Annotated in this window: 20 protein-coding genes; 10 read left to right on the top strand and 10 right to left on the bottom strand. The window is 33.5% G+C overall.

The features are described 5' to 3' along the window. Positions 1 to 163: 163 nt before the first annotated feature. The 8 genes from MYRA21_RS16900 to MYRA21_RS16865 all read left to right on the top strand — a co-directional run bounded on the left by MYRA21_RS16900 (position 164) and on the right by MYRA21_RS16865 (position 7,080). Positions 164 to 931 (top strand): TSUP family transporter, encoded by a 768-nt coding sequence (locus MYRA21_RS16900; protein ID WP_006258209.1) that lies wholly within the window; start codon positions 164 to 166, stop codon positions 929 to 931. Positions 932 to 937: 6 nt separating this feature from the next. Further along, positions 938 to 2,077, top strand: a complete 1,140-nt coding sequence (locus MYRA21_RS16895) for a hypothetical protein (RefSeq protein WP_039329986.1) — start codon at positions 938 to 940, stop codon at positions 2,075 to 2,077. An 11-nt stretch (positions 2,078 to 2,088) separates the two neighbouring features. Continuing rightward, the gene (locus tag MYRA21_RS16890; RefSeq protein ID WP_039329985.1) at positions 2,089 to 2,778 is read left to right on the top strand and encodes an SMI1/KNR4 family protein; all 690 of its coding nucleotides are present in this window, start codon (positions 2,089 to 2,091) and stop codon (positions 2,776 to 2,778) included. Between the two features lie 113 nt (positions 2,779 to 2,891). Next, entirely contained in the window at positions 2,892 to 3,491 is a 600-nt protein-coding gene (locus MYRA21_RS16885) for a GrpB family protein (protein ID WP_039329984.1), read from the top strand. 149 nt (positions 3,492 to 3,640) lie between these two features. Beyond that, positions 3,641 to 4,123, top strand: coding sequence for a hypothetical protein (locus MYRA21_RS16880; protein ID WP_039329983.1), 483 nt, complete (start codon positions 3,641 to 3,643; stop codon positions 4,121 to 4,123). Positions 4,124 to 4,466: 343 nt separating this feature from the next. Beyond that, the gene (locus MYRA21_RS16875) at positions 4,467 to 5,195 is read left to right on the top strand and encodes a hypothetical protein (protein WP_039329982.1); all 729 of its coding nucleotides are present in this window, start codon (positions 4,467 to 4,469) and stop codon (positions 5,193 to 5,195) included. A 4-nt stretch (positions 5,196 to 5,199) separates the two neighbouring features. Further along, the gene (locus MYRA21_RS16870) at positions 5,200 to 5,913 is read left to right on the top strand and encodes a DUF1963 domain-containing protein (RefSeq protein WP_039329981.1); all 714 of its coding nucleotides are present in this window, start codon (positions 5,200 to 5,202) and stop codon (positions 5,911 to 5,913) included. A gap of 138 nt (positions 5,914 to 6,051) precedes the next feature. After that, complete coding sequence (locus MYRA21_RS16865) at positions 6,052 to 7,080, top strand: NAD(P)-dependent alcohol dehydrogenase (RefSeq protein WP_052237554.1); 1,029 nt, start codon at positions 6,052 to 6,054, stop codon at positions 7,078 to 7,080. A 204-nt stretch (positions 7,081 to 7,284) separates the two neighbouring features. Here MYRA21_RS16865 and MYRA21_RS16860 read toward each other — a convergent pair whose 3' ends face one another. Beyond that, the gene (locus MYRA21_RS16860; protein ID WP_039329980.1) at positions 7,285 to 7,899 is read right to left on the bottom strand and encodes a DUF3267 domain-containing protein; all 615 of its coding nucleotides are present in this window, start codon (positions 7,897 to 7,899) and stop codon (positions 7,285 to 7,287) included. Positions 7,900 to 8,048: 149 nt separating this feature from the next. Here MYRA21_RS16860 and MYRA21_RS16855 point away from each other — a divergent pair, with 149 nt between their 5' ends. Then, complete coding sequence (locus tag MYRA21_RS16855; RefSeq protein ID WP_006261496.1) at positions 8,049 to 8,342, top strand: co-chaperone YbbN; 294 nt, start codon at positions 8,049 to 8,051, stop codon at positions 8,340 to 8,342. Positions 8,343 to 8,502: 160 nt separating this feature from the next. On the opposite strand, the gene MYRA21_RS16850 is transcribed toward MYRA21_RS16855, so the two are convergent. The 4 genes from MYRA21_RS16850 to MYRA21_RS16835 all read right to left on the bottom strand — a co-directional run bounded on the left by MYRA21_RS16850 (position 8,503) and on the right by MYRA21_RS16835 (position 11,497). After that, positions 8,503 to 9,384: a hypothetical protein gene (locus tag MYRA21_RS16850; protein ID WP_006261495.1), complete on the bottom strand. Its 882-nt coding sequence runs from the start codon at positions 9,382 to 9,384 to the stop codon at positions 8,503 to 8,505. A gap of 6 nt (positions 9,385 to 9,390) precedes the next feature. Next, positions 9,391 to 10,008, bottom strand: coding sequence for a hypothetical protein (locus tag MYRA21_RS16845; RefSeq protein ID WP_006261494.1), 618 nt, complete (start codon positions 10,006 to 10,008; stop codon positions 9,391 to 9,393). Positions 10,009 to 10,214: 206 nt separating this feature from the next. Next, positions 10,215 to 10,820, bottom strand: coding sequence for a hypothetical protein (locus MYRA21_RS16840; protein WP_006261493.1), 606 nt, complete (start codon positions 10,818 to 10,820; stop codon positions 10,215 to 10,217). Between the two features lie 50 nt (positions 10,821 to 10,870). Continuing rightward, positions 10,871 to 11,497, bottom strand: coding sequence for a hypothetical protein (locus MYRA21_RS16835; RefSeq protein WP_039329979.1), 627 nt, complete (start codon positions 11,495 to 11,497; stop codon positions 10,871 to 10,873). A 249-nt stretch (positions 11,498 to 11,746) separates the two neighbouring features. Here MYRA21_RS16835 and MYRA21_RS16830 point away from each other — a divergent pair, with 249 nt between their 5' ends. Next, a complete protein-coding gene (locus MYRA21_RS16830) occupies positions 11,747 to 12,310 on the top strand; it encodes a YqiA/YcfP family alpha/beta fold hydrolase (RefSeq protein WP_006258197.1) in 564 nt (187 codons plus the stop codon). 550 nt (positions 12,311 to 12,860) lie between these two features. Here the strand turns inward: MYRA21_RS16830 and MYRA21_RS16825 are convergent. From MYRA21_RS16825 to MYRA21_RS16805, 5 genes are all read right to left on the bottom strand, one after another. Next, on the bottom strand, positions 12,861 to 13,976 hold the full coding sequence (locus MYRA21_RS16825; RefSeq protein ID WP_006258196.1) for a metallophosphoesterase: 1,116 nt from the start codon (positions 13,974 to 13,976) through the stop codon (positions 12,861 to 12,863). Position 13,977: 1 nt separating this feature from the next. Then, on the bottom strand, positions 13,978 to 15,663 hold the full coding sequence (locus MYRA21_RS16820; protein WP_006258195.1) for a RagB/SusD family nutrient uptake outer membrane protein: 1,686 nt from the start codon (positions 15,661 to 15,663) through the stop codon (positions 13,978 to 13,980). A gap of 11 nt (positions 15,664 to 15,674) precedes the next feature. Further along, positions 15,675 to 18,986 carry a TonB-dependent receptor gene (locus tag MYRA21_RS16815; protein ID WP_039329978.1) on the bottom strand — a complete coding sequence of 1,104 codons (3,312 nt, stop codon included), beginning with the start codon at positions 18,984 to 18,986 and terminating at the stop codon, positions 15,675 to 15,677. A 34-nt stretch (positions 18,987 to 19,020) separates the two neighbouring features. Beyond that, on the bottom strand, positions 19,021 to 19,911 hold the full coding sequence (locus MYRA21_RS16810) for a FecR family protein (protein WP_039329977.1): 891 nt from the start codon (positions 19,909 to 19,911) through the stop codon (positions 19,021 to 19,023). 90 nt (positions 19,912 to 20,001) lie between these two features. After that, on the bottom strand, positions 20,002 to 20,547 hold the full coding sequence (locus tag MYRA21_RS16805) for a sigma-70 family RNA polymerase sigma factor (RefSeq protein WP_039329976.1): 546 nt from the start codon (positions 20,545 to 20,547) through the stop codon (positions 20,002 to 20,004). Positions 20,548 to 21,285 lie beyond the last annotated feature (738 nt).

The following is a 21,285-nucleotide window of genomic DNA, read 5'->3' as shown; positions in this document are numbered from 1 at the left end:
ATTAAGGTATTATTGACATAGATGCTCTTAATACAAAATGAAAGAAAACCACTAACTATTGTTAGTGGTTTTTTTATTAACTAGTGGTTTTTAGATAAAAAAGGAAAAATACACTTTAGAAGATAAAGTAATACTTCTACATTTGTGTACTTATAAAACACAAATGGAATTAGATATCTTATTGTATTTAGGAATAGTTGCTTTCTGTGCTGGGTTTATAGATGCCATCGCAGGAGGAGGAGGACTAATACAAACACCACTAGGCCTAGCCTTATTACCCCAACTCCCTGTATCGACTGTGATAGGTACACTTAAGATTCCCGCTTTTTCAGGAACGGCTATAGCTGTCAGACAATATTTAAAGCAGACTAAGATAAACTGGATGTACTTTGCCCTATTAGCCTTGATCTCTTTTGGAAGTGCTTTTGCAGGCTCTTATGTTTTGACGATAGTGAATAATGACTTTATGAAGCCTTTGTTATTTATCATCTTAATAGCCCTATGGATATTCACTTATGTCAAAAAGGACTTCTCTAGAAAAGCGATTACTAATATTACAGATAGACAGAAGTATATCTGGGGAGTTATCATTTCGGTAGTAGTAGGTTTTTACGATGGTTTTATTGGGCCAGCTACAGGTACTTTCTTTATTATGGGATTTGTTTTTTTAATTGGTTTTGACTTTTTTAAAGCATCTGCTTATGCAAAACTGATTAACCTAGTGACCAACTTTGGTAGTATCTGCTTATTTTTATTAAAAGGAGCTATTATATGGAAAGTTGCTATCCCAATGGCTGTTTGTAACGGTTTAGGAGGATATTTTGGAGCGAAGATGGCTATTCTAAAAGGACAGGTATGGGTGAGATATATCTTCTTATTCATCATGTTCATTGCTATTTGTAGATTTGGATATGAAGTGTGGTTTAAATAAGAAAGTATGGAAAGAGATAAACCATTTTACTTATCACTGACTAAAGAGAATAGTCATAAAGTAAAGATAACAGCAGGACAAGGTCGTTTTGCGATAGGTACTAAGGGAATTACAATGTCTAAATGTGATGCTTTAGTAGAGAGAGAAGATACTATTAATTGGAGCGTATTTAATGAGTTTCAAGTTCCAGCAGGAGGTAATTGGCCTCGTGTGATGGAATACCACGGAGATGATACGTCATTTATCCAGTGGAGTGCTACTCGTGAGATGGAACAGCTAGATTGGGTACCACTAGATTGTAAAGAAGCTGATTTTAGTCAAGCAGCTATCAGAAGATTAGTAGTGACTATTGATTATCCTATTCGCTTAATATTAGGCAAGGGAGTGAAAGACATCTCTGTTAGAGGGAAGGTCAGCAATCTAACTTTAGAGAACTATGAGCACCTAGAAACTTTGTCTTTTTCGTTTGCTAATGATACTGTATCTCCCTTGAGATTACAAGTACTTAAAACGACAGCACATATCAAGGAGATCAATATTCATACTAAAGTGAATGGGCAACCTTTTGATTGTAATAGTTTATCGCAATTCACTAATTTGACAGCAATATCGCTATCTGGTAATGTATGTAATCTAGGTGAATTAAAGCAGTTTGAGAATTTAGAAAGCCTAGAGTTGAGGTATATGCCTAACCTAGAAGGAATACCAACTTTAGCGAGTTGGTCTAAACTAAATTATTTCATTGGTTGGAATATTGAGGAAAAGGGCGGTAAAGAATTAAAGAAACAATTAACTGTATTAGAGAAGGAGAGAACCTTTCAATACGCTTCTGTTTCTAATTTAAAGAAGCCTGAGTGGTTTATTACTGAGTTTAGTATCCCATTTGGATCTTGGACAGGTAAGAATAATAAAGTGACTGTAAAAGCGTATAAAGAGGCTCTAAAGGTAATTAAGAAAGCTAAGACAAAAGAGGAAATCAAAGAAGCGATAAAGGTATTAGTAGAGATAATAAATAATCTACCGAATATCGAAACTACAGAGAGAGAGGATACTTGGGAAGCAGTCATGCAATTAGTTTCTTTTAGTACGTTAGCTATAACGGAAGAAGAAGCTAATCAGTGGTTTGATAAATATAGAGACTTTTAAAAAGAATAGCTATGACTATAACAGAATTAGAACAGAAATATAATATCGTTTATCCTGAGCTTTATAAGCAGTTAGAAAAGGATAATATGTTAGAAGTAGGAGAGTACAGTCCGATGTGGTATGCAACGACATTTCCGAAGTTAAAAGATAATCCACCTTTATTGTTATTTAGTGATGACTTCGAATTGACTCCTTTAAAGGATGTTGATGAAGATATAGCCTGGCTAAGAGACCCTGATAATTATATGGAGATAAAAGAGGAGTACAACTTTATTTCGTTTGCTAAGAATGGGGCAGGGGATATGTATTGTTTCATGATGAATGAAGAGGTAGACGGTGATTATCCTATCGTATATGTATGGCACGATGATATAGAAGCTACTTATGAAGCGAAGAATTTAAGAGACTTTATCTTTAAACGCATCGTGATGGATATGAGTCAGCTAGATACCTATAACAATCAGTCTGATCAAGAGTTTATAGAAAACCTTAGGGCTACCCTAAAGACACATATACAGTATCTATCAGAGGATAAAGTGGCTCTTCTACAGGAGTTAATAGAGCGTCCTATCATCGATTATAGATTAGAAGATACCAATGATAAGTATAGAGGATTATTGACCTATACAGAGTATAAAGAGATATTAGCGAAGTACATTCCTTATGAGAAGATGAATGTTTCGTTTCCATACTCCGAATAAGATAGTTGAAGCACCAATATTGTTTATTGGTGCTTTTTTTGACTTTAGTTTTAAGTGTCTTAAAGAGTGAAGAGTATCTTTGTAACGAATAGAACCCAGTATATCGTAAAACCATGAAAGTAGCTTTTGAGAAATACAATCCTCAGTGGAGAGAGGAGTTTGACCTTATAAAAGGAGAATTAGCACCTGTATTAAATCACTTAGAGGTACAGATAGAGCATATCGGAAGTACTTCTGTAGAAGGATTATCTGCTAAGCCTATTATAGATATTATGATAGGATTAAAATCAGAAGAAGATTTGGATAAATTGCCTAGCCTCATGACTGCAAAAGGGTATGTCTATTATGAACTATACAATGAAGATATGCCATACAGAAGATTTTTCGTTAAGCTGGATCAAGAGCCTCATGTATATGGATTTCCTACTCAGATAGGAATAGGAACAGAAGTGCCTGAAGCATTACATAATCACGATATCAGAGTAGCGAATATACATGCTATCCCAGTGGATAACATGAACTGGACACGTCATATCGCTTTTAGAGATTACCTAAGAGCACATCCTGCTGTGAAAAAGGCTTATCAAGAATTAAAAGAAAAACTGAGCACAATGGAGTGGAGAGATGGAAATCATTATAATGAAGGTAAGGATAGTTTTATAAAAACAGAAGAAGCTAAGGCTATAAAATTGTTTTTAAATAAAAAGCAATAATAATGTTTCTTTAAATGTTAAAATTATTTACTATATTAGTATTTGTTAAAAAACAAAAGAAAGTTATTATTAATTCGCATAAAAGCCGTAGCCTTATTTTAAGACTACGGCTTTTTACTTTATATATATCTTAATTTAAATACAATACGATGAATAATAAAATAAGAGCATATCAGCAAATAGTAAAAGGAGAGGAAGTACCTATAGTATATAAACACCTATTATCCCTAGTAATGCGTATAAAAGCTCACTTAGAAAAAAGAGATAGTCGCTATACGGAGTTTAAGTTTAGCAATGTATCTCCGGGTTATATGGATTATACCTATTTTCCTTTTTATAACGAGTATTTAAGAGGAGAGTTATTGCGTTTTGGGATTGTCTTAAATCATGCTGAGATGCGTTTTGAGTTATGGCTCATGGGACAAAATGCTGAAATACAAGATAGATATTGGCAGTTATTAAAAGATAGTAAGTGGAATCAGGGAGTGGAGCAGATGCCTATGTATAGTGTATTAGAAACGGTATTAGTAGATAATCCTAACTTTAATAATGAGAAGGAATTGTTCGAAACGATAGCTACTCATGCAAAGCGTGATATAGACGAAATCATAGACTATCTACAAGTATTATAATCTTGTGATGTTTGTATGTAGTTGATATTTTGCTTTGGATGAGTCTATAGTCGCTGTAATATCATTCCGTAGTGAGTCCGTTTTTTTAGACAAAATAACGGACTCACTACGGACTCATAACGGACTCACTACGGACTTATCCTGTCTCGTCCTACTATGACTGTACAGTTTCTTTGATCTCCACTAACTGTATTGTATGTTTTTAAGAAGAAAGTACACTCTTCAGAAGTAGTTAGACTGGTGTACTACTGTGATAATACTACTCTAAAAAAGCTGTTTTCATTAAGGTGAAAGCAGATTTAAAAATGTATTTTCGTGTTTTATTTTAGAAAAAAGAAAGTCAATGGAAATCGTGTTATACCCTAAATTTGAAGAGGTCTTTATAGATGATACAGTAAGGGGAATCTTCTATCCGCTGTGTACAGTGGAACTAGCTTCTGGTAAGAATGTACACTTTGTCTCTCATAATGGTATCTGGACAAATGATGAAAGTAATTCTGATCAGAACTCATTTGATCATTTTTGTTTCTCATTAAAAGAAGGAAAGTATGTATTTAGTGGAGATATCACTCTATATAAAGGACATAAAGTGGCTCAGGCCGTATCTTCTGCATTACAAGAAGAGTTCTGGACAAATGCAGACTATTATTTTAAAGCGAAGATGTCTCTAGAAGACTATACGGAGAGGGTAATACCTTTAGTGACTGACTTAGCTGATGATGAGCTAGATCTAGAGACCTATCTAGAGACCTATCTAGAGTTCTTCTATGCCTATTCTTTAAACAAACTAGTTTTTCAGAAAACAGGACAATTTGCTAAATATAGACAATTAATAGATGGCTTTGGCAAGGCAGACCCTAGCCCTTATGTGTATAAAGTGGGAGACGAGGATTTTGATACTACCTTGCGTTATAACGAACTAAGTGAGATAGCTCCAGCTTCTTTTATATCAGAAAATTATCCCCCTATAGGGATGACGATAGGGTGTGAGTTCTTTACAGATGGCAATGACTGCGTACTTTATTATAATGAGAAAGAGGACACCGTCATTTGCCTTAATACTTATTCTTAAGACTATGAAAACAATAGAACAACTAAAACAAGATATAGGACGTACTATCACAGCCTTTGAAGTAGGAGGTTTTCGTCCGCTAAATACCATTGAAGAATCTTGGATTGCTCGTGTTACGGCATATAAAGAAGAAGAGGGAATACCGCTAGATGATCAAGGGAGAGAGATGATTCCTTTGTTACAATTGTATTTACCTAATCTGCCTTTTGTACCCAAGGCTTTAGAGGGGATAGTATTGCTGACTGTATTTATGTCTTATAATTACCCTGAACAATTAGAACCGATGGGAAATAAATGGGTGATTAGAACCTATGATTCCTTAGAAGGCGTTGTACAGAAGGAATTGACTAATAAAGATTCTATTCTACATCCATTTCCTTTAAAACCGCGATTAGAACAGGTAGATTATCCTATCTGGGACGGAGGAGGATTAACCTTAGAACAAGAGGATCGAATCTGTGAGATGGAGGATGAGGGGGTGATGGAGAGTTACTACGATGTGTTTGACGCACATTGTTATGACACTAAGTTGGGAGGGTATCCTTCTTACTGTCAGTCGGGTATCGGAGTAGATGAAGAGTATGGAGAGGGACACGAATTTGTATTCCAAATCTCGACTAATGAAAAAGTGAATCTGAATGTAGTAGATAATGGAAGCTTTATGTTTGCTTATAATAAACAATCAAAGGGTTGGAGTATCTATTATGATTTCTATTAATGTATTGCGTATTGTGTGGTTGTGCTGTGAATTAATAAACATATTGATAGATTACTTGTGTAATGTATAGAGAACGGATATAAACTGACTCTTTTAATCCATTTTTGTAACTTAGTGAGTATACTTAAAACCATAATTATGAAAATGAAAGCAGTACGTTTTTTAGGACTACACGATGTGAAAATCGTTGATGATATGCCTATTCCTGTACCTACAGGAGAACAAGTATTAATTAAAGTAGCAGGTGCTGGAGTCTGTCATTCAGACTTGCATGTGATAGATGACGGTATCGTACCTGGGCCTTTTACCTTAGGTCATGAGAATGCTGGTTATGTAGAGGCAATGGGTGAAAGTGTAAAAGGATTTAAAAAAGGAGATGCCGTAGTAGTATATGGTCCTTGGGGATGTGGGCATTGTAAGCCATGCAAACAATCTTCTGAGAACTACTGTGATAACCATGCGAGTCAGGCTGCAGGAGGAGGGTTAGGATTAGACGGAGGGATGGCAGAGTATATGCTAGTACCTTCTTCTCGTTTATTAGTGCCGATAGGAGACTTAGATCCTGCTATAGCAGCGCCTATTACAGATGCGGCTTTGACACCATATTCTGCGATTAAGAGATCGTTGCATAAACTGTCTCCTGACTCTTATGTAGTGGTTATCGGTATTGGAGGATTAGGGCATACTGCCTTACAGATATTAAAGGCCATTAGTAGCCCTACTATTATTGCATGTGATATCACTCAAGACAAATTAGATTTCGCTAAGAAAATGGGAGCTACTTATACTGTTAATTCAGCAGATAAGGATGCTGCAGAGCAAATCATAAAGATAACAGGTGCGAAGAAAGCTATAACTGTACTTGACTTTGTAGGAGCGACCTCTACTATCGAATTAGGAGCAAAAGTAGTAGGATTAAATGGGGACCTTACCATCATAGGACTGTCAGGAGGTAACTATCCTTTTGGCTTTGGAAGGGTTCCTTTTGGGGTGAATGTATCTATACCGTATTGGGGATCTGAAGTAGAACTAATGGAAGTTATAGAACTAGCTAGACAAGGGCATATCCATATCGAAGTAGAGAAGTTTCCTTTAGATCAGGCTCTAGAGGTATATGATAAAATGAGAAAAGGAGAGCTGAAAGGTAGAGCCGTATTAATACCTTAAGAGATAGTATATTAAACCCAGAATAAGCGTTAGCCAAATACTACAAAGCAATTCTACTTCATATCTCTTTCATTAGCTCTAAAACCATACTATAGTATGCTTGTATCACTAATTCAGAGCTATTTTGTATAATTACTTTTCGTTTATCTGTCTATCACTGATTCTGGATTAAAAAGACAGCTCATAGGCTGTCTTTTTGTTTAATTATTGTTTTAGTAAGTAGTATCCTGCTTCTGAAGGGTGATCTTGTACCCATGTATCCTTATCTTCTTTATGGATGAGGTAAATAATCATAAAGTCTCCCATAGCGGATACAGTAAAAAATATGCCGAATAATAGCATTCCTAAGCTACCCGTCCATATAGCGAGTATAGAAGGGATAAAACCGAGTATAATAGCTGGCATGATCGCGCCTATACTATAGGGTCTGACTTTAAGTGGTTCTTTACAATGACAGTAAGGAGTGAGATATTCTTTTAGAATACCAAACGTGATAGACTTAAACCCTTTCTTTGCAAATATAGCCCATGTAGCTCCATGTATAAGCTCATGTACTACGATTCCGAGAGTCATAACGACTATGTATAAGAAGCAATAGCCCATGACCAGTAATGGATGTAGTCCTTTTAGTTTAGAAATGCTAATTATTTCTCCCCAAACGAGATAGTATCCAGCAAAATTAACTATCGCAATAGGGATTAAGCTAAGTAGTGCATACCCGTTTGCTTTTCCTAGATCAATGGTCTTCTTCTCCATGGTATAGTCTTCGAATCCTTCAGGCTTAGGTAGCTGAATAGGAGTAGTGGTATTTTCTTCCAAGGTCTGTTAGTTAGGTTATTAGGTATGTAAATTAAGAAAAAAAACATAATATAATGTGTTTTGTACTGTTTAACCTCCCATTCGTATATGACTTTCTGATAGAATGATCTCTAATTTTGCTTTAGTCAAACGAATTAAAAAAAGAAGAAATGAAGTTAGCTGAGATTTTAAAAGAAACAGATAAACCAGTATTGTTACAGTTTTTTGCAGAATGGTGTGGCCCCTGTAAGATGTTGACTAGGATAATAGATGAATCGGTAGGAGAGATTACAGAGCATGCCTATTTGCAACGTATAGATGTAGATCAGCATCAGGAGATATCTGCTCAGTTTCACATACGAGCGATTCCTACTATGGTACTTGTAAATCAAGTAGGAGAGGTACTGTGGAAACACACTGGAGTGATGGAGGTAAGAGATATCGTAAAAGAGATAACGAAGTAATTGATTATAAAGAGTTAGCCTAGTGTATATACTTTGGTATATTAGAGTATATAAAGGTTATAATTGCATTTTATATTATATGAGCAAGTAGGCTGATGGCCTACTTGCTTTTTTGATGGTATAAATAAAGGAGCTCATGGAGCTCCTTTATGTGTTATTTTTAATAATAAGTATCTTGCATTATATCACTTTCGTAATTACCTCGATTGTTTAGGTGAATACCATTATATCTAATCGGGAAGTAATAATCTTCCTTAGTAGCAGGTTTAGTAATAAACTCAATATATTTTAAAATCATTTCTTGATTCGTTAAATCAGATACATCGATGCTGTTCTGTCCAAAAAAGATCATATGTATAGACGCATCATATAGGATTTGATTTGCTTCTTCATACTGTTGAGTCTCTTTATGACTATAAATATTAAAAGCTTTTGTTACATTTTCTCGTGATTGATTAGATTCAATTAAGATATCAGCTCTTTTTCCGAAACTTATGCTTGTTACTAAGATAGGATCTTGACTCTCGATGTTTTTTAATGCTTCCTTTGAAATATATCGACCTTCTTTATTGATTGGGTCAACAATATTTAAAGAGAAAAGAATCTGCTCACTTTTACCAAAGAATAAGTTCTTAGAAGTTATTTTTTCCACACCAAAGTAGTTTTTTAGCGCTTCATAAGTATTGTAAGCTTTATCTACATATTTTAAAGAGTTGACTTGAGAAGGACTTGAAAATGAAAAACCTTCATTATTATTACTTTCAGCTAGTTTAGTGTAATGTTTATCTATAATAGAATGCCAATGATCTTTAGAATAATCGCTAATTTCAAAAGCTAACTCTCCTAAAAAAGAAGGAAGAAGCACATGACTTGTTTCTGTTGCAGTAGCTAACCTTTTAGGTTCAGTACTTTTTAAAGATTTTTCATTGAATATTGCACCTGGATAGAACTCTTCTGATTTCACTGCATTGCTACCAAATGTCTGAGCGAAAGTTGCACTACTAAAAGCTAAGGCAACTAGAGTATAAAGTATTTTTTTCATGATGTCTTAGTTTTTTTGAGTGTATTTAAATTCAACTTTCAAGTATTTACCACTTGTGTTCTTTAAGTGATTATACTTATTAGCAAATGTAGTAAAGTCTACTTCTCCGTATTCTTGAAGAGAAGTTACGTTGTTTACATTTAATGTCTTATGTGCTCCCTTAATACGGAAGAACGAAGAGTATACAGATAGACTCTTTTTATCCTCTGATATTTTAGCGAAAGTATAAGATGGATAGTCTTTAGTCGCTTGAATAACGATATTGTTATTCTCTATTTTTACAGTATATTCTTTTACTTTACTTTCGTTATAAGTAACCACTAGTTTTTCTTTATCTAAGGTTAGTTGGATAGGTTTTAAGTAGGCTAGAGTAGGTTCCCATTCTTTAGAGACAGTAGTTCCTAGATCTGTAGTCGCATTGTCTTTAAAAGATACTTGCTTAACAACATTCTGAGCACTGAAGTCAAAAGTAATTGCTGTGGCAGGCTCAGGTTTCTCTGGCTCCGGTTTTTCTGGATCAACAATAGGTGGCTTTACTGGGCTGCTGTCATCACTGCTACAAGAAGCAGTAATAACTCCTATGGCTAGACACAGGCTAAATAATTTTACAGTGGTACGTATCATATCAATTCGTGTTTGTTACAAGGTGTCAGATATGTGTTTTTGTTAAAATTAACAATGTTAATTATCCTCAATTGTGTGATTTATACCGTAAAGAAGATTGCGTAAAAATATGTGTAATACTATTTAGTTGATGTTGATATAAGTACTGATGATTATGTCAAAATATGTCTTTTGAAAAATAATTAAAAAGTAATAAAAAAAGGAGCTCATGGAGCTCCTTGTACTATTTTATATTCAAGTGAAATGCGTAAATACTTTCCTTTAATATCTTTTAGATGATAGAATTGTTTGGTAAAGGATAATAAATCGATTGCTTGATAGTCGTGTATTTCTTCTTTTTGTGTCATTAATGAAACCTTGTCTAATCCATCTATTTGATAGAAAGAAGAGTATAGTGTTATACTTTTATTATCCTCTGCAAGTGTAGCAGCTGGTAGAAGAACGCCATCACCTCTGATAAAGTAGATGGTACGCTCTATCAGTTTGATCACATAGTTTGTATCCTTACCATTGTTTAGTATTACACGTAGGCGCTCTCCATCTAATGTCATGGATACAGGTCGGATAGCTTCTATTTCCTTTTCCCAATCTTGGTCCAAAGTTATTGTCCCTTGATTGGTAATTGCTTTATCTATGAAGGTACTTTGCTGTTCTATAAATACAGAGCTAAAACTATAGGTATGAGGCTCTGTTAGATCAATAATTTCCTCTTCTACAGGTGGAGTGATTTTAATATCATCATCACTACTACAACTAATAGTAAGAAGACCTAGTGATAATAGCGGAATAAATAATCTACTGAATTTAATCATTTCTAAATAACATTAATCATAAAGTAAAGATAGACAATACCTAGATATATTTATTCTTTTATTTCATTGCTAAGATGTGTATTTTGATCTGCAAATGATTTACCACAATTATGACAAACGCCTTTGCTAGGATCTACATCTTCTTCTTGAGTTTCCCATATATAAGTAGTACCACACGAGCATTCTATAACATAGAAGGGCTCTTTATCAGGTGTTGTTATAAATTTATGGAATACCCCAAAGTCAAGGTTCAACTTACTTATCTTTTTGAGTTCTTTTTTCTTGATTACTCCTATATAATAAGCTTCATCTCCTCTCTCTAAATTGCAGACCGTATAATTTTTAGGTAGTTTCTTACGGATTTGATTAATCATATAAGCAAGAGCTTCCCCTTTGTCGATCTTTTCTTTTTTTACAGCTTTAGAGACTTTTTTGTCTAGTTTCTTTTCATTGATTACGAAATCTTCACCTAGTGTATTCATTCTTTGGCTGATAAAAGAAATAGCATCACTATCTAGATGCGGAGCATTAGCATTGACTTTATATAAGATTTTGTTCTTAAGCAAGAAGTTAAATAAGGCATCTTCAGGTATGGTATCTTTAGTACTTTGTAGAATACGCGTGTACTCCTCAGGAGATAGTAATGCATTTAGCACTTGTTGATTCGCTTGTTTCATAACGGTTTTGTTTTTTTGGTTACATTATCGTTAGTTGAGTGGGTAAGAAATCTTCCTCCAAGATACAAATTAATTTAAGTAAGAAATGTTAATAATGCGAATAATATTTCTTTGTGCATTGATGAAAACGTTGTTTATCGTGTGTTTTAAAATGTTTTTTATAAAAAAAGCTTGTATATGTAATGGATTACTGTACATTTAGCCTGCGATAGTATAGATGATTACTATTGACTAATTAAATAATAAACAATGGACAACCTTTTTTTACTATATATCCATGGATATGGATCAAACAGAGAATCACGTAAATTTTATAATATAAAAGAATCTTTGCCAGACTTTCCAGCTGCGGTTTTTGAATGGGATGAGAACACAGATTTTAAGTTGTTATTACAAACAGCTGTAAGACAGACAGCAGAGATTGAACAAATCATTTTAGTAGGAGACTCTACTGGAGCTAATCTAGCGTACCAAGTAAGAGAAGCTCGTAAAGCGTTAGGGTTAAAGACAATATTAGTACTAACTAGTCCATTGCTAGATTATGATAAACGTCTTAATGCTGATCTACAGTTTACAGAGAATCTTCAAGAGAGTTTAATAAAAATAAACAATGTAGAGGACGCTTTAGTGATTATGGCTAAAGAAGATGAGGTAATTGATTATAGTAGTTTCGATGTAAAGAATAATGCTTCTAATAGTACTGTGATTTATGTAGAGGATAATCACAGGTTAGAAGGGTTTATCAATTATGTTGGCTATATAATAGGTTATATTGTCAATAAGAGTGTTAGACCAGAAGTAGAAGTAAACTAAAATAGCAAAGCAACCTGAGGGTTGCTTTTTTTAGATATTTTGCACGCTCGTTGGATGTAATTAAAAGGTTTGATTTTTAATAGTATTTATTGGACTATCAAAGATGAATTTATTTTAACCTTTAGAAGATTTAGATGTGTATGTAAGTTATGTGTATAGAAAAAGAATCAGAGGAATAAGTACTTGCTATATTAGGGTGCTATGGTTTAAGGTAATTACTTCAGAGCAAACTAATTAAATACAAATAATTAAAACCAAGAATTACAAAGAAGTCAGTGTTTATGTAAATTATAAGTTCACTTTAAATCATCGCAATTTTAAGGTTTTGGGAGGGTTTTAGGAAGAGAGTTTTAAGAGTGAAAGTAACTTTGGCTAGTATTCAGAATTTAATATTAGATGATCTGAACAGTATAGTATTGGGACTTGTAATATAGAAATGACAGGAAGTACTTATGACTGGGCATTAAGAGGGTGTTTTTAAGAGGATGAGGTATAAATAAAAAATCACCAAGAAATAGTCTTGGCGATTTTTGTTGTTGAAAGGTTTTGATTAATCTAAATGAATTAGGTATTGATTTCTTTCATCTCTTTTATGAGCTAAATGAGCTGTTTTTGGGGAGATACCAAATAGAGGAGAGAAGGTCTTAACCTTAATAGTTCTATTGTCGTCATAGAATTCTAATATTCTTATAAAGCCGTCTCCTCCGTTACCTTGATGGCCGCCACCTTCTGATTGCATATCAAAGAGCATCTGGTGTACTTCTTGTCCAAAGTTGTTTTTATCTACTCTATATCCTTCTCCCGAAATATGTCCAGATAGGACTAATTGCATATTCTTTGTTTCTTTTACTATTTTATTCCAAATCTGTTCTCCATTATTAGATTCAGGGAGTAATATTCTGTCTGATTTTCTTTCTTTTTTATCCTTAAAGTAAGGTTCAAAGATTATCCATTTGTTATCTCCTTCTAATCTTGTATCATTGCGATTGAGATAGGCGTGTGTTAACAAGACGATTTGATGATTTTCATATTGTTTAAATTTTAGAATTTCATTTGCCCAGTTTAGGGTTGTGTTTCGTGGAGCGTATTCTAGGTTGACAATCAGGTAATCTTTATTGTTAATTCCTTTAAACTCATACATGGCATTCGTTAGCGTAGGTAAGTTATGCTCATTAAGTCCATGTTGTACAAGATGTTTTTGATTTAAGTAATTCTTAGTTATAGGGAAGTACTTGTCATATTGGGTAGTTCTCGTTCCTTTAGAGTCTATGGTGTAATCGTGATTTCCTGTTGCTAGAATATAAGGAATCTTATGATCTAAGATAGTAAAGGATTTATCTATAAACTCCCATTGTTGCTTAGAAGAGAGATTTCCATTTAATCCAGGAAGGATTACATCATCTTGTTCTACTAAGTCACCAGTGCACAGTACCATTTTAATATTTAGTTGATCTATATTAGCCTCTATCCATCTATTAATAAGGTCTAGTATAGGTTGATTTTGGCTATATTTAGAATAGTTTTGAATATCAGGAATTAAAATCATAGACCAAGAGTTTGGCTGGTCTAACTCTACTTTTGTCGCGTATTGTTGAGCAAAAGAAATAGGGGATGCTAATAAAAAAAGCACCCCTATTTGGAAATATAAACTATACAAACACTTCATTTTAATAACCAGGGTTTTGGGTAAGGTTAGAATTGATAATAATTTCTTTTGACGGAATAGGCCATAAGTATTGCTTATTCTTATCAAAAGCCCTGGTGGCTAATACTTTTATTTTTCCTTTACTAAGTAATCCGTCAAATACAGGTAATCCATTTTCATCTATGGTTGGTGTTTCTGACCAGAACCACAGTCCTTTATCAACTACTTCTTTTTTTAGTTTGTCAGGGTCTAACATACCATAATTTGGTCTAGTTAGGGCGATTTCGGCATGTTTCCAACGCATAATATCTTCAATTCTTCTATTTTCCCAAGCAAATTCTACTCTTCTTTCTATTCTAAGGTATTTTCTCATTTCAGTTTGTGATGAGATAGTAAGTAATGGAGCAGTAATACCAGAGTCATTATAAGCGCGTGCTCTTACTTGGTTAAACGCTTTAAGCATTTCGCTATCTAATTGGTTTAGTTCTATTTTTGCCTCTGCATACATTAGCAATACATCAGCATATCTCATAATAACAATGTCAGCATCAGAATAAGAATCATCAGACCAGTCTGTATCAACTCCTTTTTTTAGTGTTAATCCATTATAAGAAGCATAGGTATCTACAGATCTTGTGTCTTTATTTTTTACTTGCTTACCTGTTGTAGTGTTAAGGACATTAGTAGAGTAAGGGTTAGGATCATAAATATATCCAAGGTGATCAGTACCAAATTCTACTATAGTTTCTTTTAATCTCGGATCTCTGTTTTTAAATGGGTTTTGAGGATCAAAAAGAGGAGATTGATCTATTGTTTTCCCATCCGTGCATAGATAAGTAGCAAATAATTCCCAAGAAGGTTGTGCTACAGAGCTTCCACCAGCATTTCTAGTATAGAAATTCTTAACTGAGAATATAGAATTATGTTGAGCAGAACGTGGAATAGCAAACACAGTTTCAGAAGAATTCTTAGTTTTAGAAAGGAAATATTCTCCATAATTACTGTGTAGCTTATAATTATTTAGTTTTATACACTCTTCAGCAGCCTTACGTGCTATTTCATAATCGTGAAGATTTAATGCTGTTTTTGCCTTAAACGCTAATGCTGCACCTTTTGTCAATCTTGAATTCTGTGTTCCATTGTACTTAATAGGTAGGTTATTGATTGCAAAGTTAAAATCATTGTACACTTCTTGTAAAATAATTTTTTTATCAGTTCTTCCCATTTTGAAAGCCTCCTCTATCGTAAGCGTTTGAGTATAAAAAGGAACATCGCCAAAGAAAAACAGTAATCTACCGTAGAATATAGCTCTAAAGGCACGTGCTTCAGCTTCAAACTGTTTTCTATCTACTTCTGATAGATTACCTCTGTTTTGCGTTAAGTTTTCTAATATAGTATTTGCTCTAGCAATTCCCTTATAAGTATTCTTCCACAATGCAGCACTTGTACCCCATTCACTATTAATGGTACCAGCAGCATATTCATTCATTACTTGTCTTTGAGACCAGTTATCTGTTAATCGTTCACCAGCCCAGCCTGTTTCAAGATTCCAAAGGTATTCTCTGTAAAAATCATTAATAGAAAGTTCGTATTCATTTTTATCAGAATACCAATTTTCTGAAGAAGCACTAGAAGGAGGGTTTAAATCTAAATCAGCACAACTGCATGTAAAGATAAGTAAGCTAAGTATATAAAGTATTTTTTTCATTTTAGATAATATTAGAAGTTAACAGATACCCCGAAGTTGAATGATTTAGCGATGTATGCATTATATGCTGATTCTGGATCATATCCCTTTGGAAAATTACTGAATGTAAAATAGTCGTTTAGAGAAATAAATACTTTAAGCTTGTCTAAATGCACTGAGTTTACTAAATCTTTAGGGAAATTATAAGCTAAAGTGATATTCTTAATACGGAAATAAGCTCCATTAATTAACCAGAAATCAGACATTTTATAATTGTTGTTTTCTGCGCTTACATGCGATAATCTAGGGTATTTAGCATTTAGATTTTGTTCCACAGTATTGTATGGGCTCCAGTATTGACCATCTATCTCTTGCATTGGACTTGTCCATGAAGATTGGAAAGGTCTGATTTGGTTTTCTGTCAATAGACTTTTTTGTTTTCCAACTCCTTGGAAAGCTATTCCTAATTCCACTCCTTTGTAATCAAGGTTAATATGTCCACCAAATATGTAACGAGGTAGTGAAGAACCTAAAGGCACACGATCATAATCTGGTGATATGCTTCCATTAGGAACACCATCAGGTCCACTTATATCTAGATATTTAATATCTCCTGGTTTTACAGCATTAGATAGTTTAGGGCTATTATCTATTTGTTCTTTATTTTGAAATAGACCATCAGAAATATATCCATACCATTCGTTAAATGAAGTTCCTTGTCTTATGATTTTTCCATTAGACATAACGATACGTCCTCCCAAATCCCCCATAGTGGTTCTAGAGTCTGATAGATTAGCTCCTATAGAGTATTTTAGGTCACCAATCTGATCTCGCCAATTAATATCTAAGTCCCAACCTTCAGTATGCATATTACCAGCGTTTTGTTGAGGATTTTCAAATCCCATAAAAGCAGGAATCTCTAACTCTAACAGCATATCTCGTGTCTTCTTTTTATAATAATCAGCTGTGATACTAAGGCGATTTCTTAAGAAATTAATATCCAAACCAAAATCAATTGATTCTGTTGTTTCCCAAGTGATGTTCTGGATAGCATATTGCGTTTGAGCAGCAGTTAGAGCAGAGATAATCTGGTTGTCTTTATAGAATAATGTATTAGAAAAATTGATTGAAGATTGATATGGATAGTTTCCGATTCGTTCATTTCCTAGAGTACCCCAAGAACCTCTAAGTTTTAAGTAGCTTATTACATTTTGGTTTTTCATGAAGTTTTCTTCTGATACTGTCCATCCTGCAGAAAAAGAAGGGAATATCCCCCATCTGTGATCTTTGTGAAAGCGTGAAGAACCATCTCTACGAATATTAGCTTGCAAATGATATTTGTTGTCAAATGAATAGATTAATCTAGAGAAAAGAGATTGATAAGCTGTCTCTGTTTTATCACCAGAGTTAGTCATAAATTCTACAGGAGCAAGGTCTAAATATGGAAAATTAGGCAATTCCATATTCATTGCTTTAGCGCCTAAATTATCTATAGAAGAATAATTATCTTCATACCCTAATAATAGATTAATACTATGTTTTTTTAGATCTTTAGTGTAAGTAGCAAGCACTTGTTTTGTCAGTATTTTGCTTTCGTTTCTATTCTCGATTAAAGTATTGTTTGTATGACCATTTATATAGCCTGAGAAGCGTTCAGGGCTCTCAGCATCATAATATTCTATTTTTTTTGAAAAGTTCTTTCTTCTATCAAAAGCTAGTTGTGGGGCTAAAACTAATGAAACTTTTAAATCTTGAATTGGCGTAAAGTTCAAGGCTACTCTTCCGTATATTTTATCAGAGTGATGTCTTTTAGTTCCTCCATGATACAAACTAGCATAGGCATTAGAACCTGATTTTCCTTCAGCTATTCTTCCATCTTGCCAAGTAGCAGCATATACAGGAGCATAACGCATAGCTTCCCATACAGGGTCATTAACAGGGGAAGTTTGTTGGGTTGTATTATATGATAAATCAATATCTCCAGAGATAAAATCATTAACCTTGATATTGTTATTTACACGAGTCATAATTCTTTTGTAATTCTCAATATCATAAATTGCTTTGATATTCTCATAATCTACACTTGCACGCGTCTTAATTCGCTCACCACCACCAGAAAGAGAGAAGGAGTGTCTTTCTTTTGCAGCAGAATCTTTTAGCAATAGATCTTGCCAGTCTGTAATAGGGTATTTATTAGGGTTCTCTAAGTTATTCTGATACCAATTGTCTATGTCTTGTTTGCTATAGATACCATATTCTCCTCCAGGAGCTGTACCTGCATCATTCCAAGACATTTCATTGATCATCTCCATGTAGCGTTTATAACCAACAGACTTAGGCATCATCGTAGGTTTTTCAAAGGCGTAATCAGATTTATAAGAGAAGTGAAATTCGTTATCTTTAGCGCGTTTAGTTGTAATTAAAATAACTCCTGCTGCTGCTCTAGCTCCATAAATAGAAGCCGCTGCTGCATCTTTTAAGACAGATATTTCTTCGATATCATTAGTGTTTACTTGATCCATATCATCTTGTGCCACTCCATCTACAACGATTAATGGATCTGTATTACCTATAGTAGTCACACCACGAACTTTGATATTAGCTTTAGCACCAGTTTTACTTGAGTTACGCGTTACCATTACTCCTGATAGTTGTCCTTGAAGAGCCTGCGAAAGCTGTGTTGTATTTCGCTGTTCTATTGCATCTCCACTAACTTGTCCTACTGAACCTGTAATATCTTTCTTCTTAGCTGTCCCATAACCAATTACTACAATCTCATCTAGATTAGACGCTTCTTCTCTCATTTTGATATTCATCATAGAAGAAGCCTTTACCATTTGATCTTGAAAACCAATAAAAGAGACTTTTATTAAGTCATTTGGATTTGCTTTGATATCAAAGTTTCCATCTAAGTCAGTAATGGTAGACTGTATATTACTTAAGTTTTCTATGGTTGCTCCAGGTAATGTAAGTCCATTGTTGTCCAATACTCTTCCTTTAAGCATACTTAAAGCAATAGAAGAGTTTCCTTTTTTGATAGAAAGTAGATTGTCCTCTAATTTATAAGATAGATTAACTTTGGCTTGTAATGAACTTAATATTTGTTGAAGAGTAAGTGTTTTACTACTAAAGTTTACCTTAGTACTCTGAGGTAATTCATCAGTATAGTAAATCTTAATAGAAGTTTGTTTCTCTATTGTTTTTATTAATTCATTGATTGTTAATTCACTTTTAGGTAGTGCTAAATTAATTTGAGAAGGTGATTGTCCTAGAGTAATATTTGACCACATCAGACAAGCTAGCGCTATTACAGGAAACTTAATTTTTTTGTAGTTGTTTTTCATGGTTTAAGTGCATAATAGGTTTTTAAATGTTTAGTTATTTTTTAAAAATTGAGATCTCTTTATCTTGTTTTTTATAGGTAAGGTCTTCTAAGAAGCAGATACTTCTCAGAATAGCATACAACTCATGTTTTGGATATCGTCCATGCAAGATGGCTTGGGTGTTAACACGATGATCAATGTGGATGTGGATACGGTAGTATTCTTCCAACTGATTGATAGCTTTATCTAAAGGGATATTATTAAAGTCAAAGTATGAAGTCTGAGCGAGTAAAGTATTATGAGCTAGTCTATCATTATGCCATACCAAACTATCATTAGCGTGTAATATTCTTAACGAAGAATCTTTAGGGTTTTCTACTGATACTATTCCTTCTATTACGCGAACCTTATGGTCATTAGCAGCCTTATCACTCACTGTAAATGTTGTTCCTAGAACTGTAGTGTTAAGGTGATCAGACTTGACTAAGAAAGGAAGATCTCTGTTTTTGGCTACTTTAAATAAGGCAGTACCTTTTAGTTCTACTGAACGATTAGAGGTATTGTATTCATCGTTAATTTCTAATGTAGTACCAGGTTCTAGAATAATAATAGTATTGTCATCTAAAGTGATACTTGTAGTCTTTTCTGCATAATATAGATTAGTAGAAGAATTATATTGATTCCATAAAAGAACACCACTTAACAAAGGTATTGTAAGACAAGCAGTCCAGGTAGCAGTGCGTCTAAAGCGCATGCGTCGAGTATGTGCTTTCTGACTAACTACTATTTTATTGCGTAATCTGTTTTCAACAGTTTCTTTGTCTGCGATGGTAGATGTACCTATTTGTTGTAATCTTTCTAACCAAGAAGTTAAAAATTGATTTTCTTGATCAGATGAGTTTTTCTTTAAATATTGATCTATAATATTTCTAATCTTGTTTTCCATGAATAGTGTTTATATCTATAAAGTGTGCTATTCTATAAATGGTACTATGCGAAAAACTGGATTTAATGATTACTTAATATAGGGTAACAATTACTTAACGAATAAAAGAAAGAAGAAAAAGGCTTCTATAGAATAAGAAAGATTAGCTCTTAATAAGGATAATGCTTTGTTTAATTGGTTTTTAACTGTGTTTTCTGACAAGTTTAGGAGTTGAGCAATTTCAGAATAAGACTTCAGACTGTAATATCTCAACTGAAAAATTTCTAAACATTTTTCTGGTAATATTTCTGCAGCTTTTAATTTGACTTGTTCTAGTAGGTAAAGTTTAAATTGTTCTTGTTCCTCTACAGTAAGTAATTCAAATTCTGATAATGCCTCATAAGCAGTCTCTAGTTCTACAGAAGTAAATTTTCTATTGCGCAAATATTCTAGACATTTATATTTAACAGCTGTATAAAGATAGGCTTTAAAATTCTCAATATGTAAGATATCAAATCTCTTCCAAAGATCAATAAATACTTCTTGAATGATATCTTCTGTCTGTGCAGTATTTTGAGTTAGGTTATTAGCATAGATATACAGAGACTCCCAATAAGACGTATACAAGTTGTTTACGAATCTATCTTTATTAGTCATTATTATATTATTTTGAGACCAAAATTATCTTATAATAAGAGTAATGTTCTTTCTCTAACTTTACTAAAGCATTAAGCTTTTTTATGTAATAAGGACATTATTTCTAAAAAGTAGTGTTTTTGTAAGGATATATTGTGTGTGTTTTACAAGGTATAGTATTGATATACTGATAAAAGAGAGAGAGTTTAAGTGAGAATATAAGTTAGTGTATGGTTAAGGAAGTGTAAAGAAATAACTATAAGATAGGAGTTGTTACGTTTTATGCGACGTCTTCTTATAGAGATTATTATATGTTGGTCTACTAGGAGATTACTTGCTGTATTCTTGCACATTTCCTCCTGAAATGGGCATTTTGGGCAATAAAAGTGCTAGAATTCCTTTGAAAGAACGAATTATTGGTTATATAGCCTTCGTTCTTTATTCAATAGGTTCGACACCATACTTTCTAGTTGGATGGCGTGGAACTTCATTGCTTTAGGACTGAAAAAGTTTTATAAAACTAAAAAATCAAGATGACTTCATTTCAAGAAAGTAAGAGTCTGGATAAATAATTAAAAATATTAATAAGTAAATGTGATAATTATGTTATAATAATAAGAAATAGGAATTGTTTGTTAATTAAACTTAGCGAGTAAAAATGAAATAAATAGTAGGTGGTAATCTTAACGATTTAATAAAATTGAAGACAGGCTATAATATTACATTTGATCCTACACGAAAACCTACTAAAAGTAACAA

This window comes from Myroides sp. A21, assembly GCF_000807225.1.
Taxonomy (GTDB): domain Bacteria; phylum Bacteroidota; class Bacteroidia; order Flavobacteriales; family Flavobacteriaceae; genus Flavobacterium; species Flavobacterium odoratimimum.
The sequence above is the reverse complement of the archived record's forward strand: the minus strand, read 5'-3'. Positions and strand labels throughout refer to the sequence as shown.